The organism is Microcoleus sp. F4-D5, assembly GCF_036704885.1.
In the GTDB taxonomy this organism is placed as follows: domain Bacteria; phylum Cyanobacteriota; class Cyanobacteriia; order Cyanobacteriales; family Microcoleaceae; genus Microcoleus.
In genome coordinates this window covers 24,574-36,615 of record NZ_JAUBSX010000034.1, presented here as the reverse complement: position 1 = coordinate 36,615, position 12,042 = coordinate 24,574, and the positions used below count along the sequence as shown (strand labels likewise).

The 12,042-nt window shown below is 48.9% G+C and carries 20 protein-coding genes; all 20 read left to right on the top strand.

Going from position 1 to position 12,042, the window contains the following annotated elements:
• Positions 1–111 precede the first annotated feature (111 nt).
• The 20 genes from rpsC to rplQ all read left to right on the top strand — a co-directional run bounded on the left by rpsC (position 112) and on the right by rplQ (position 12,031).
• Complete coding sequence (gene rpsC / locus QUA80_RS17290; RefSeq protein WP_333426363.1) at positions 112–840, top strand: 30S ribosomal protein S3; 729 nt, start codon at positions 112–114, stop codon at positions 838–840.
• A gap of 115 nt (positions 841–955) precedes the next feature.
• Positions 956–1,375: a 50S ribosomal protein L16 gene (rplP, locus tag QUA80_RS17285; protein ID WP_333234754.1), complete on the top strand. Its 420-nt coding sequence runs from the start codon at positions 956–958 to the stop codon at positions 1,373–1,375.
• 159 nt (positions 1,376–1,534) lie between these two features.
• Positions 1,535–1,816 carry a 50S ribosomal protein L29 gene (rpmC, locus tag QUA80_RS17280; protein WP_333426362.1) on the top strand — a complete coding sequence of 94 codons (282 nt, stop codon included), beginning with the start codon at positions 1,535–1,537 and terminating at the stop codon, positions 1,814–1,816.
• Between the two features lie 67 nt (positions 1,817–1,883).
• On the top strand, positions 1,884–2,132 hold the full coding sequence (gene rpsQ / locus QUA80_RS17275; protein WP_006634992.1) for a 30S ribosomal protein S17: 249 nt from the start codon (positions 1,884–1,886) through the stop codon (positions 2,130–2,132).
• Between the two features lie 108 nt (positions 2,133–2,240).
• Positions 2,241–2,609: a 50S ribosomal protein L14 gene (gene rplN, locus QUA80_RS17270; protein ID WP_006634991.1), complete on the top strand. Its 369-nt coding sequence runs from the start codon at positions 2,241–2,243 to the stop codon at positions 2,607–2,609.
• A gap of 1 nt (position 2,610) precedes the next feature.
• Positions 2,611–2,973, top strand: coding sequence for a 50S ribosomal protein L24 (rplX, locus tag QUA80_RS17265; RefSeq protein ID WP_333426361.1), 363 nt, complete (start codon positions 2,611–2,613; stop codon positions 2,971–2,973).
• Positions 2,974–3,118: 145 nt separating this feature from the next.
• Entirely contained in the window at positions 3,119–3,664 is a 546-nt protein-coding gene (gene rplE, locus QUA80_RS17260) for a 50S ribosomal protein L5 (protein WP_333426360.1), read from the top strand.
• Positions 3,665–3,686: 22 nt separating this feature from the next.
• Entirely contained in the window at positions 3,687–4,088 is a 402-nt protein-coding gene (gene rpsH, locus QUA80_RS17255; RefSeq protein WP_190737227.1) for a 30S ribosomal protein S8, read from the top strand.
• 184 nt (positions 4,089–4,272) lie between these two features.
• The gene (gene rplF, locus QUA80_RS17250; RefSeq protein ID WP_015178716.1) at positions 4,273–4,821 is read left to right on the top strand and encodes a 50S ribosomal protein L6; all 549 of its coding nucleotides are present in this window, start codon (positions 4,273–4,275) and stop codon (positions 4,819–4,821) included.
• Between the two features lie 2 nt (positions 4,822–4,823).
• Positions 4,824–5,186, top strand: a complete 363-nt coding sequence (rplR, locus tag QUA80_RS17245) for a 50S ribosomal protein L18 (RefSeq protein WP_333426359.1) — start codon at positions 4,824–4,826, stop codon at positions 5,184–5,186.
• A gap of 162 nt (positions 5,187–5,348) precedes the next feature.
• On the top strand, positions 5,349–5,894 hold the full coding sequence (gene rpsE / locus QUA80_RS17240) for a 30S ribosomal protein S5 (RefSeq protein ID WP_333426358.1): 546 nt from the start codon (positions 5,349–5,351) through the stop codon (positions 5,892–5,894).
• Positions 5,895–6,040: 146 nt separating this feature from the next.
• Positions 6,041–6,487 (top strand): 50S ribosomal protein L15, encoded by a 447-nt coding sequence (rplO, locus tag QUA80_RS17235; protein WP_333426357.1) that lies wholly within the window; start codon positions 6,041–6,043, stop codon positions 6,485–6,487.
• Between the two features lie 102 nt (positions 6,488–6,589).
• Positions 6,590–7,894: a preprotein translocase subunit SecY gene (gene secY / locus QUA80_RS17230; protein WP_333426356.1), complete on the top strand. Its 1,305-nt coding sequence runs from the start codon at positions 6,590–6,592 to the stop codon at positions 7,892–7,894.
• 5 nt (positions 7,895–7,899) lie between these two features.
• Positions 7,900–8,481 (top strand): adenylate kinase, encoded by a 582-nt coding sequence (locus tag QUA80_RS17225; RefSeq protein WP_333426355.1) that lies wholly within the window; start codon positions 7,900–7,902, stop codon positions 8,479–8,481.
• 291 nt (positions 8,482–8,772) lie between these two features.
• Positions 8,773–8,997 carry a translation initiation factor IF-1 gene (gene infA, locus QUA80_RS17220; protein ID WP_006276978.1) on the top strand — a complete coding sequence of 75 codons (225 nt, stop codon included), beginning with the start codon at positions 8,773–8,775 and terminating at the stop codon, positions 8,995–8,997.
• A 368-nt stretch (positions 8,998–9,365) separates the two neighbouring features.
• Positions 9,366–9,479, top strand: a complete 114-nt coding sequence (gene rpmJ, locus QUA80_RS17215) for a 50S ribosomal protein L36 (protein ID WP_015178722.1) — start codon at positions 9,366–9,368, stop codon at positions 9,477–9,479.
• Between the two features lie 83 nt (positions 9,480–9,562).
• Entirely contained in the window at positions 9,563–9,946 is a 384-nt protein-coding gene (gene rpsM, locus QUA80_RS17210; protein WP_333234747.1) for a 30S ribosomal protein S13, read from the top strand.
• A gap of 84 nt (positions 9,947–10,030) precedes the next feature.
• Entirely contained in the window at positions 10,031–10,429 is a 399-nt protein-coding gene (gene rpsK / locus QUA80_RS17205) for a 30S ribosomal protein S11 (RefSeq protein ID WP_006634980.1), read from the top strand.
• Between the two features lie 174 nt (positions 10,430–10,603).
• Entirely contained in the window at positions 10,604–11,548 is a 945-nt protein-coding gene (locus tag QUA80_RS17200; protein WP_332958426.1) for a DNA-directed RNA polymerase subunit alpha, read from the top strand.
• 132 nt (positions 11,549–11,680) lie between these two features.
• Entirely contained in the window at positions 11,681–12,031 is a 351-nt protein-coding gene (gene rplQ, locus QUA80_RS17195; RefSeq protein ID WP_006634978.1) for a 50S ribosomal protein L17, read from the top strand.
• Positions 12,032–12,042 lie beyond the last annotated feature (11 nt).

Genomic DNA, 12,042 nt, shown 5'->3' with positions numbered 1-12,042 from the left:
AGGGAAAAACGTAAGAGGTAATAAACAGCTTAAAGTTGAAAAAAATGGGTAATCACCAATTACCAATTACCAATTACCAATTACCAATTACCAATTAACTCATCAACTATTATGGGCCAAAAAATACATCCAATTGGTTTTCGCCTCGGCATTACCCAAGAGCACCGATCTCGCTGGTTTGCCGATCCCAAAAACTATCCAGAACTCTTGCAAGAAGACTTTAAAATTCGCAAGTACGTTAGTAAAACCCTCAGCAATGCTGGCATTTCATCGGTCAAAATTGAGCGGAAAGCCGATCAAATCGACCTAGAAGTGTTCACCGCCAGACCGGGCGTTGTCGTAGGTCGCGGCGGAGCAGGCATCGAAACCTTGCGCGTCGGTTTGCAGCAGCAACTCGGCAGCAACCGCCAAATCCGCATCAACGTCGTCGAAGTCCAGCGAGTAGATGCCGATGCCACACTGATCGCGGAATACATAGCTCAGCAACTAGAACGGCGCGTATCCTTCCGCCGAGTCGTCCGCCAAGCAATCACCCGCGCCCAAAAAGTCGGCATTCAAGGCATCAAAATTCAAGTCAGCGGACGCCTCAACGGTGCAGAAATCGCCCGTACCGAATGGACGCGGGAAGGAAGAGTCCCCTTGCACACGCTGCGGGCCGACATCGACTACTCCTACTGCACCGCTCAAACCATCTACGGTATTCTCGGCATTAAAGTTTGGGTTTTCAAAGGCGAAATTATTCCCGGACAGGAACAGGAGGCTGCACCAAATGCAGCAGTGCCCCGCACCAAACAAAAGCGCCGCCGCCAGAACTTTGAAGATCGATCGAACGAAGGCTAGCTAATTGTTAACTGTTAGTTGTCACTTGTTAAGTGTCAGTTGTTCCAAACCAATTAGCAATTAGCAATTAGCAATTAGCAATCACCAATTACCAATTACCCAATTCCCTTTCGCCATGTTAAGCCCTAAAAGAACAAAATTCCGCAAACAACAGCGCGGGCGAATGAGCGGTCAATCCACCCGCGGCAACACAGTTAGCTTTGGTGACTTCGCGCTCCAAGCCGTCGAACCCGCCTGGATCACTTCCCGCCAAATAGAAGCCGGACGCCGCGCCATGACCCGTTATATCCGCCGGGGTGGCAAAATTTGGATTCGCATTTTTCCCGACAAACCAGTCACCCAGCGCGCAGCAGAAACCCGGATGGGTTCTGGTAAAGGCTCGCCAGAGTTTTGGGTTGCCGTGGTCAAACCGGGCCGGGTAATGTTTGAAATTGGCGGCGTAAATGAAGAAACTGCCCGCGAAGCAATGCGTTTGGCATCTTTCAAATTACCAATTAAAACCAAGTTCATCACTCGCGAAGAAGGCCAGTCATAGCGAAGAGCGAAGGTAGAATTAGGTCGGCATTAGTCAGCATTTTAAACGGCTACAGCAATTTAAAATTTGGCATTCACAACTTTTCTTTCCTTCGACCTTCCGCCTAAGAGACAACTCTGTCTTCTGTAATACCGATCGCTAACGAGAAAGCACACAATTATGTCTTTGCCCAAGATTAAAGAAGCTAGAGAATTAAGCGATGCAGCACTAGCAGAGCAAATTTTAGCCGCCAAGCGCCAACTAATGGAATTGCGGCTCCAGCAAGCTACCGGCCGCATGGAAAAGCCTCACCTGTTCAAGCACGTCAAGCACCGCGTCGCTCAATTGATGACAGTTGAACGCGAGCGCCAAATCGCTGCTGAGGCAGAAGAGGTAGCAAAATTAGCCGCATCTAAAGAGGCAGCACAGTCGGCCCCAAGCGCAGAAGTCAGCCAAGAGTGAGCAGCAGCCTAGCCTCGGCTCGCACAGTAGCTAAAAAAAGTCAATTGCACAACAAAAATAGGTAGCTATGGCAATTAAAGAACGAGTTGGCGTAGTAGTCAGCGACAAGATGGATAAAACCGTCGTGGTAGCAATCGAAAACCGCTCCTCCCATACCAAATACGGCAAAATCGTAGTCCGCACCAAGCGCTACAAAGCTCATGACGAAGAAAATCAGTGCAAATCGGGCGATCGCGTCCGAATCACGGAAACTCGCCCGCTGAGCAAAACCAAACGCTGGACGGTTGCTGAGATTTTTGGGACAAAAAACGGCTAACAGTTAATTGCAACATCGCGATCTCCCGATCGAAAACTAACAATTAACTAACAGTCAAAAATCAACAGTCAACAGTTAACACTCAATAGTTAACACTCAACAACCACCATGATTCAACCCCAGACATACCTCAATGTCGCCGACAATAGCGGAGCCCGCAAACTGATGTGCATCCGCGTATTGGGAGGCGGCAACCGCCGCTACGGCGGAGTCGGCGATGTCATCATTGCCGTCGTCAAAGACGCCATCCCCAATATGGCTGTCAAAAAATCAGATGTCGTCCGGGCCGTCATTGTCAGAACCCGCAAAGGCCTTCGCCGCGACAGCGGTATGAGCATTCGTTTTGACGACAACGCCGCCGTTATTATCAACGTAGATGGCAACCCCAAAGGCACTCGCGTTTTCGGCCCCGTAGCTCGCGAACTGCGCGACAAAAACTTTACTAAAATCGTTTCCTTAGCCCCGGAGGTACTTTAAAATGTACGGAAAAAAGGGTAAAGCAACTAGCGAACCGCAGCGCCACAGAATGCACGTCAAAGCAGGCGACACCGTTCAAATAATTACTGGCAAAGAGAAGGGAAAAGTCGGAGAAATCTTAAAGACATATCCTAAAGTCAGCAAAGTAATTGTTAAAGGTGTAAATATCAGAACCAAGCACGTCAAGCCCCAGCAAGAGGGAGAATCAGGGAAAATAGTCACGTTTGAGGCTCCCATTCACAGCTCAAATGTCATGCACTATTCCGAAAAAGAGAAAATAGCCAGCCGCATTTGCTATACATTTAGCGAAGATGGCCGGAAACTCCGACAGCTCAAAAAAACCGGAGAAATCATCGATAAATAGTGATTGGTTATCAGTCATCAGTCATTAGTCCGCCTTCTGACAATTGACTTCTCAACTCATAACTACTAACAGCTAACATCGGTGGAACAGACAATCGAAAAATTCCCTGACCAAGCCCAGGGACAGTTAACGAAACACAAAAACTATGCCGGACAAACTCAAGGTTATTTATCAAGGAAAAATCGTTCCGAAACTGATGGATCAGTTTAAATATACTAATATCCATCAGGTTCCCAAACTCGTCAAAGTCACCGTCAACCGCGGTTTGGGAGAAGCATCTCAAAACGCTAAGGCACTGGAGTCGTCTATCAACGAAATTGGCATCATCACCGGGCAAAAACCCGTGGTGACGCGGGCGAAAAAAGCAATCGCAGGCTTCAAAATCCGCAAAGGAGTACCCGTCGGCGTTATGGTGACGCTGCGCGCCGATCGGATGTACGATTTTCTCGATCGGCTGATCAACCTCGCACTCCCCCGAATCCGCGACTTCCGCGGCATCAGCCCCAAAAGCTTCGACGGGCGCGGCAACTACAGCTTGGGTCTGAGAGAACAGCTCATTTTTCCAGAAATAGAATATGACCGCATCGATCAAATTCGAGGCATGGACATTTCAATTATCACCACAGCAAACACCGACGAAGAAGGACGCGCCTTGCTTAAAGAAATGGGAATGCCGTTCCGGGACAACTAAGCACTAGAGTAAGAAGCAAAAGATGGCAGCTAACGATACCATAGCAGATATGTTGACGCGCATTCGCAATTCTTGCATGGCGCGCCACCAAACAACGCAAATTCCAGCTACAAAAATGACCCGCAGCATCGCCCAAGTCCTCAAAAGTGAAGGCTTCATCGGCGAATTTGAAGAAGCAGAAGAAGGGGTCAAGCGACATTTAGTGCTTTCTCTAAAGTACAAAGGTAAAACTCGCAAGCCCATTATCACCGCACTTAAGCGAGTCAGCAAACCAGGACTGCGCGTTTACTCGAACCGTAAAGAATTGCCCAGAGTATTAGGCGGAATTGGCATTGCCATTATTTCCACCTCCAGCGGCATTATGACCGATCGAGAAGCCCGGCGCCAAGGTTTGGGCGGTGAAGTGCTTTGTTATGTTTGGTAGTCATTAGTCATTAGTCAGCAGTCATTAGTCATTAGTTATTAGTTATGGGTTAGTGGTTAGTAGCAAATAATGACAGCTAACAACTAACAACTGACAACTAAAAACTGACAGCTAACAACTGACAACTGGCAACTAACAACTGACAACTGACGACTAATTAACTAAAAACAAAGGACAAAAAACTATGTCGCGAATTGGCAAGCGTCCGATTAGCATTCCCAATAAAGTCACCATCACCTTAGACGGTCAAAAAGTAGCCGTCAAAGGCCCTAAAGGTGAACTTTCCCGAGTGATCCCAGCCGAAATCGTCATGGGAATTGAAGGCGAGACTTTACTCGTTACCCGCCGAGACGAATCTCGCGTCGCCAGACAACTGCACGGCTTGTGCCGCACCCTAGTCGCCAACATGGTCGAAGGTGTATCCCAAGGTTTTCAGCGGCGCCTGGAAATTATCGGCACAGGTTATCGGGCACAGGTTCAAGGACGGAACCTGATTTTAAACGTCGGTTACAGCAAACCGGTTGAAATGCCCCCTCCAGAAGGGATCACAATGGCAGTTGAAGGCAACACCAACGTCATTGTCTCCGGCATTGACAAAGAACTCGTAGGCAACACAGCAGCACGCATCCGCGCGGTGCGTCCGCCCGAAGTCTATAAGGGCAAAGGCATTCGCTACAGCGGCGAAGTCATCCGGCGCAAAGCTGGTAAAACAGGCAAAACAGGTAAGAAGTAACAATGAAGCTTACTCGCAAAGAATCAGTCCACCGCAGACACCGCCGGGTGCGGCGCAAGGTGTTCGGCACCTCCGAACGTCCCAGACTAGCGGTATTTCGATCGGAGCAGCACATCTACGCCCAAGTAATCGACGACACCGCACAGCACACTTTAGCTGCTGCGTCAACCCTCGATCCAGAATTGAGGTCAACTCTAAGTTCTGGTGCCAACTGCTCCGCGAGCGTGCAAGTCGGTCAGTTGATTGCCAAACGCTGTTCCAGCGCTGGCATAGTCAAAGTCGTATTCGATCGCGGAGGCAACCTCTATCACGGTCGTGTCAAAGCCCTTGCAGAAGCAGCTCGCGAAGCGGGGTTAGACTTCTAGAGGGGGTAATGGGTAGCGGGTAATGAGTAATTAAAAAGTAAAAAGTCAAAAGTTGAAAGTTAAAAGGCAAAATCCAAATTTCTTCTATTTTTACTTTTTACTCAAACAATTACCACTTGCCGATCGCCTTTCACCAATTACTAATTCCCACAGGACAAAACTATGGCAGAACAAAAAGAACAGCGCACCAAGAAAAAAAGCAGCAGCAACAAAACGCGCGAAAAAGAATCCGAATGGCAAGAGCGGGTCGTTCAGATCCGGCGCGTTACTAAAGTAGTCAAAGGCGGTAAAAAACTTAGCTTCCGCGCCATAGTCATTATCGGCAACGAACGCGGTCAAGTTGGAGTAGGAGTCGGCAAAGCTAGCGACGTAATCGGTGCCGTTAAAAAAGGCGTCGCTGACGGCAAAAAGCACCTAATTGAAGTTCCACTCACCAAATCTAACTCCATCCCTCACCCCATCAACGGTGACGGTGGCGGAGCTAAAGTCATGATGCGGCCGGCCGCTCCGGGAACTGGGGTAATTGCAGGGGGAGCAGTTCGCACTGTTCTCGAACTAGCAGGAGTCCGCAATATCTTAGCCAAACAGCTAGGTTCCGGAAATCCCTTAAACAATGCCCGAGCCGCAGTCAACGCCCTCTCAACCCTCCGCACCTTGTCCGAAGTTGCTCAAGAACGCGGAATTTCAGTAGAAAACCTCTACGGTTAGGGGACGCGAGAATGGGAAACTGTAAGTTTTGAGTGTTAAGTGCTTGCGTGAATAATAAAAAAATCCGCAACTCAAAACTCACGCACTCAAAACTACTGCGTACCCGCTCTCTAAATACCAATTACCAACTACCAATTACTAAAACTATGAGATTGCAAGACGCCCGACCCAAAGCAGGCTCCCAAAAGCGCCCCCGACGCTTGGGCAGAGGTATTTCTGCCGGTCAAGGCGCGAGCTCCGGCAAAGGGATGCGCGGTCAAAAATCTAGAGCTGGTAGCGGCACTAGACCCGGTTTTGAAGGAGGTCAAAATCCTCTCTACCGCCGTCTTCCCAAGTTGAAAAGTTTCCCTCTAGTGAACCGGAAAGAGTACACTACCATTAATGTAAGTAAATTAGCATCGCTGCCAGCAAACACAGAAGTTACTCTCACCTCTTTGATCCAAGCAAAAATTGTCACCGCAGACGACGGGCCGCTGAAAATCTTAGGAGATGGCGAACTGAATGTACCTTTGCAAGTGCGCGCCTCGGCTTTTACCGCAGGTGCTCGCACCAAAATTGAAGCCGCCGGCGGCAGTTGCGAATTAGTTGCGTGAAGATTTGAGGTTTGAGAGTATGTCCAAATCTCAAATCCTCAAGCTTGCTATCAGAAAATGATTTAGTCGAAAATCGCAAATCTAAAATCCCAAATCGTAACTATGGACGTTAGTAGAGAGAAAGCGCCAACTGCACAAGAGACGTTCATGCAGATGGCTCAAGCTGCTGGTTTGCGAGGCCGCATCCTCGTAACCATTGGCTTACTGATTTTAGTACGCCTGGGTGTCCACTTGCCAGTCCCCGGCATTGATCGAGTCGCCTTTGCCCAAAACGTCGAAAATAGCCCTTTAATTGGCTTTCTGGATTTGTTCTCAGGAGGCGGGTTGTCAGCTTTGGGGATTTTCGCGTTGGGGATTTTGCCCTACATTAATGCTTCAATTATCGTGCAACTTCTAACTGCGGCTCTGCCAAGTTTAGAAGACTTGCAGAAAAATGAAGGGGAAGCAGGGCGGCGCAAGATTTCTCAAATTACTCGCTACGTTTCTTTGGGCTGGGCAATTCTGCAAAGCGTTGGCATTGCGATTTGGGTCAGCCCTTTTGCTCAAGCTCCCGCGCCTTTATTCATAGCACAAACTGCTTTGGCACTGACGGCCGGGTCGATGTTTGTTATGTGGGTGTCGGAATTGGTGACGGAGCGCGGCATCGGAAACGGAGCTTCGCTGCTGATATTTATCAACATTGTTTCGGTTTTGCCACGCTCTTTGGGACAAACTTTTGAATTGGCTCAAAGTGGGGACACGCAAGTAGTCGGCCGCGTAATCGTTCTGCTGCTCGTGTTTTTGGTGACGATTGTCGGGATTGTGTTTGTTCAGGAAGGTACTCGCCGCATTCCGATTATTTCGGCCCGCCGCCAAGTCGGCCGCAAAGTTTATCGGGAGAGCCGCAGCTATCTACCGCTACGGTTGAATCAAGGCGGGGTGATGCCGATTATTTTTGCATCTTCGGTGCTGATCGTACCTTCTTTCCTCGCTCAATCTCTCAATAACCCGTTTTTGGTTCAAGTGGCTAATGTTTTGAGTCCGAACGGGCCGACACCTTGGGCTTACGCGCTGTTTTATCTGACTTTGATTCTGTTCTTTAGCTATTTCTACGCTTCGTTGATTGTCAACCCCGTAGATATGTCTCAGAACTTGAAGAAAATGGGTGCCAGCATTCCTGGGATTCGTCCGGGTCAGAAAACCAGCGATTACGTGGAGAAGGTTTTGAACCGTTTGACTTTCTTGGGAGCCATATTTCTAGGTCTGGTGGCAATTGTACCAACGGCTGTCGAAAGTGCGATCGGAGTGCAAACTTTTAGAGGTTTTGGCGCAACTTCCCTACTGATTTTAGTAGGTGTCGCGATCGAAACTGCTAAGCAAATTCAAACTTACGTCATCTCCCAGCGATATGAAGGAATGGTGAAGTAATCGCAATGCAATTTATTTTCATGGGACCTCCTGGGGCGGGAAAGGGAACTCAGGCTCAGATATTAGCCGCTCTCTGGAAAATACCCCACATTTCTACAGGTGATATCCTGCGCGCCTGCGTAGTTGCCAAAACTGACTTGGGTCAAAAGGCACAGTCCTACATGGATCGGGGAGAGTTGGTTCCTGACGAGTTATTGATGGATATCGTGAAAGAACGCATGAATCAGCCAGATGCCAGTGCTGGCTGGATTCTCGACGGCTTTCCCCGCACAGTTCCGCAGGCAGCTTTTTTTGACAAACTGCTCTCCGATGTTGGCGGTGGGGCAAGTTCGTCTGGAAAGGGCTGCGAGATCAAAGCTGTCAATTTGGACGTACCTGACAATGTTTTGGTGGCTCGCCTGCTGTCGCGGGGGCGTGAGGATGACAACGAACAGACGATTCGCCGCCGTTTGCAAGTTTACCGCGAGCAAACTGAACCTTTGATTGAGTTTTACAGAAACCGCAAACAGTTAGTTGCGGTTGATGGCGATCGCCAGATGCAGGAAGTTACCGCAGAACTTCAAAAGGCTCTCTCAGGAAACTCTTGAGCCTTCTCAATCGAGCCTGTCAGCCCCAACAACTTTTGCTAAGATGTGTTAACTAGGAGCTTTTTGTGCTATTTGGTTTTCTGAGGGTTGCTAGTTCCAAGATTGAGGTCTATCAATTCTAATTGCCCTAACTTTATTTGAGTCTCACTAAAGTTAGCAGTTGGTTGAGTCTTTAAGTCGATCGAGTCTCCCTTTCCCCGGTGCTGGTTTGACACCTACCAATCAATAGGTTGTCAAGGCGAACCCGGACACTCCTAGTTAATCAAATGTAGAGTTGAGGTAAGTACCAAATTGTCTAAGCAAGATTTAATAGAAATGGAAGGGACAGTGACGGAATCCCTGCCTAATGCGATGTTTCGCGTTGACCTAGATAATGGGTTTAACGTCTTAGCTCACATTTCAGGCAAGATCCGCCGCAACTACATCAAAATTCTGCCTGGCGATCGCGTCAAGGTCGAATTGACTCCCTACGACTTGACCAAAGGCAGGATTACTTATCGCCTTCGGAAAAAATAGGCTTAGATAAAACTTTCTAAAAACTAATTCTAAGTTTAATTTAGAGAGAATTTGGTAAAAAGCTTCAAATTTATGCTATAATGCTACGTTTGTAGTGTTGCCGAGAAGGGCGTCAACAACCCACCGGTGTACCGGGTTAAGTCATTGTTACACCGTAAAAGTATAGCTCGCCAACACTCTGGCGCAGGCGAACTTTACCCAGCAATGGGAATGGGTGCAAGCGGGCTCCTTCATGAAACAACCCGCACTTTATACAATTTAATCGAGGAGAGGCCTACACCTTGCCCAGCCTCTCCTCCCACCGCTCTACGGGCAGTCCCAGCGTGCCTGCTCTGCGGTAGAGCGGGGTTCTCCAGGCAGGAAGAAAGATGAAAGTTCGAGCATCTGTCAAAAAAATTTGTGAGAAATGTCGCGTCATCCGCCGTCGCGGTCGAGTGATGGTGATATGCACTAACCCGAAACACAAACAGCGCCAAGGTTAGAAAAAAGGAAGATTGGGCAATGCACGCAGGTGCATCCTAATTGAACATTGTAGCCAAACAGGAAAACTAGGGAGACAAAAAGTGTGGCACGGATTGCCGGGGTAGACCTTCCACGCGATAAGCGCGTCGAAATAGGTCTGACATACATTTACGGAATAGGCTTGTCGAGGGCCCAACAAATTATCGCTGCAACAGGCGTAAATCCTGACACTCGCGTCAAGGATTTAACAGAGGCCGACGTGACTGCTCTGCGGACTCATGTAGAAACCACCTACCAAATCGAAGGAGACCTCCGGCGCTGGGAGTCAATGAACATCAAGCGCCTGATGGACATCGGAACTTATCGCGGTCGGCGTCACCGTTTGGGTCTGCCGGTGCGGGGCCAGCGAACCCGTACCAACGCCAGAACCCGTCGCGGCGTCCGCCGAACAGTTGCGGGCAAGAAAAAGGCACCTTCCAAGAAGTAACATCTTTTTGGGGAAAATACGCTGGGGGCTGCTGGCTCCTAGCGCTTCGGGACATTAGTTGAGAGAAACGTTAAAGAGACTAATATGGCGCGACAACAAACAGGCAAGAAATCTGGTGCAAAAAAGCAGAAACGGAATGTACCCAATGGGGTAGGCTACATCCAGTCTACCTTTAACAACACAATTGTGACTATTACCGACCTCAACGGGGAAGTAATATCCTGGGCATCAGCAGGTTCCAGCGGTTTTAAAGGAGCTAAGAAGGGGACTCCCTTTGCAGCTCAAACAGCAGCCGAAAGTGCTGCCCGCAGAGCAAACGACCAAGGAATGCGCCAAATAGAAGTAATGGTGAGCGGGCCGGGAGCAGGTCGAGAAACTGCTATTCGGGCGCTGCAAGGGGCGGGACTGGAAATTACCCTGATTAGAGATGTTACCCCAATTCCTCACAACGGCTGTCGCCCTCCCAAGCGGCGTAGAGTCTAAAACGATTTGAGATTTTAGATTTTAGATTTTGGATAATGGCTAACTGCTTAAAGTCAAAAACTAATGGTTCTAACTGTTGCCCCGTCCATCCAAAATCCGAAATCCGTTCAGGGGTATGCTCTGCAATCTAAAATCCAAAATCAAAAATCCAAAGTGGAAAAGGGAGGTCACTCCGTGGCGCAGTTTCAAATTGAATGTATAGAGTCTAACACTGACAAAGACCGCAGTCAGTACGGAAAATTTGTCCTGGAACCGCTCGATCGCGGTCAGGGAACAACTGTTGGGAATGCGCTGAGGCGAGTTCTGCTGTCAAATTTGGAAGGAACGGCAGTAACTTCAGTCCGAATCGCGGGCGTCAATCACGAGTTTGCCACGATCGAAGGGGTACGCGAGGACGTTCTAGAAATTCTCCTGAACATGAAAGAGGTCGTCCTCAAAACTCATTCTCAGCAGCCGCAAATCGGCAGGTTGCGGATTGAGGGCCCCGTCACAGTTACGGCCGATCGATTCGATTTGCCCTCAGAGGTGGAATTGATCGATCGCTCCCAGTACATTGCAACTCTATCCCCTGGCTCTGTTCTGGAAATGGAATTCAGAATTGAAAAAGGCATCGGATACCGAGCAGTAGACCGCAGTCGGGATGATGGGTCGGCTTTGGATTTCCTCCAAATAGACGCCATATTTATGCCGATTCGCAGAGTCAACTACAGCGTTGAAGATGCTAGGGTAGGCGGCACGGTCGAGAAAGACCGGCTGATTATGGAAATCTGGACTGATGGCAGCGTGACTCCTCAAGAAGCTTTGAGTCAATCTGCCCACATCCTGGTAGATTTATTTGCACCTCTCAAAGACATCACTCAAGATTCTCTCAAACCAGAGTATCCAGGTGAAGCCGATCCTACTAGCCAAATTCCGATCGAAGAATTGCAGTTGTCAGTCCGAGCTTACAACTGTCTCAAGCGGGCTCAGATCAACTCAGTCGCAGACTTATTGGATTATACCCAAGAAGACTTGCTCGAGATCAAAAACTTCGGGCAGAAGTCTGCTGAAGAAGTGATTGAAGCTTTACAAAAACGCTTGGGCATTACCTTGCCACAGGAAAAATCAGCTAAAAGTTAATCAACGGGTAACGGGTAAAAAAGTTCTGAATTTTAAGTCGGTGAGTTTTTAAGTTAAAGAATTCACCGCTCAAAACTCGCGCACTATCCCCACGCCCAATTACCAATTACCAATTACCAATTACCAACTGCCATGCGTCACCGCTGTCGCGTTCCCCAACTCAGCAAACCGGCTGACCAGCGCCGCGCCCTACTGCGCTCGCTGACCACCGAATTAATCCGCCACGGTAAAATCACTACCACTCTAGCCCGCGCCAAAGCGCTGCGCTCAGAGGCAGACAGGATGATTACCCTTGCCAAAGATGGCTCCTTGGCCTCTCGCCGCCAAGCTATGGGCTATATCTACGATAAACAGTTAGTACACGCCTTGTTTGAGGCGGCACAAGAACGGTACGGCTCGCGCAACGGGGGCTACACCCGCGTAGTACGAACTGTCCCCCGTCAAGGAGACAATTCCGAAATGGCGATCGTTGAACTGGTTTAATTCAATTTTGG

Excerpts from the sequence above, each read along its gene's own strand:
- rpsC (WP_333426363.1), top strand. The coding sequence starts at position 112 with ATGGGCCAAAAAATACATCCAATTGGTTTTCGCCTCGGCATTACCCAA.
- rplP (WP_333234754.1), top strand. The coding sequence starts at position 956 with ATGTTAAGCCCTAAAAGAACAAAATTCCGCAAACAACAGCGCGGGCGA.
- rpmC (WP_333426362.1), top strand. The coding sequence starts at position 1,535 with ATGTCTTTGCCCAAGATTAAAGAAGCTAGAGAATTAAGCGATGCAGCA.
- rpsQ (WP_006634992.1), top strand. The coding sequence starts at position 1,884 with ATGGCAATTAAAGAACGAGTTGGCGTAGTAGTCAGCGACAAGATGGAT.
- rplN (WP_006634991.1), top strand. The coding sequence starts at position 2,241 with ATGATTCAACCCCAGACATACCTCAATGTCGCCGACAATAGCGGAGCC.
- rplX (WP_333426361.1), top strand. The coding sequence starts at position 2,611 with ATGTACGGAAAAAAGGGTAAAGCAACTAGCGAACCGCAGCGCCACAGA.
- rplE (WP_333426360.1), top strand. The coding sequence starts at position 3,119 with ATGCCGGACAAACTCAAGGTTATTTATCAAGGAAAAATCGTTCCGAAA.
- rpsH (WP_190737227.1), top strand. The coding sequence starts at position 3,687 with ATGGCAGCTAACGATACCATAGCAGATATGTTGACGCGCATTCGCAAT.
- rplF (WP_015178716.1), top strand. The coding sequence starts at position 4,273 with ATGTCGCGAATTGGCAAGCGTCCGATTAGCATTCCCAATAAAGTCACC.
- rplR (WP_333426359.1), top strand. The coding sequence starts at position 4,824 with ATGAAGCTTACTCGCAAAGAATCAGTCCACCGCAGACACCGCCGGGTG.
- rpsE (WP_333426358.1), top strand. The coding sequence starts at position 5,349 with ATGGCAGAACAAAAAGAACAGCGCACCAAGAAAAAAAGCAGCAGCAAC.
- rplO (WP_333426357.1), top strand. The coding sequence starts at position 6,041 with ATGAGATTGCAAGACGCCCGACCCAAAGCAGGCTCCCAAAAGCGCCCC.
- secY (WP_333426356.1), top strand. The coding sequence starts at position 6,590 with ATGGACGTTAGTAGAGAGAAAGCGCCAACTGCACAAGAGACGTTCATG.
- QUA80_RS17225 (WP_333426355.1), top strand. The coding sequence starts at position 7,900 with ATGCAATTTATTTTCATGGGACCTCCTGGGGCGGGAAAGGGAACTCAG.
- rpmJ (WP_015178722.1), top strand. The coding sequence starts at position 9,366 with ATGAAAGTTCGAGCATCTGTCAAAAAAATTTGTGAGAAATGTCGCGTC.
- rpsK (WP_006634980.1), top strand. The coding sequence starts at position 10,031 with ATGGCGCGACAACAAACAGGCAAGAAATCTGGTGCAAAAAAGCAGAAA.
- rplQ (WP_006634978.1), top strand. The coding sequence starts at position 11,681 with ATGCGTCACCGCTGTCGCGTTCCCCAACTCAGCAAACCGGCTGACCAG.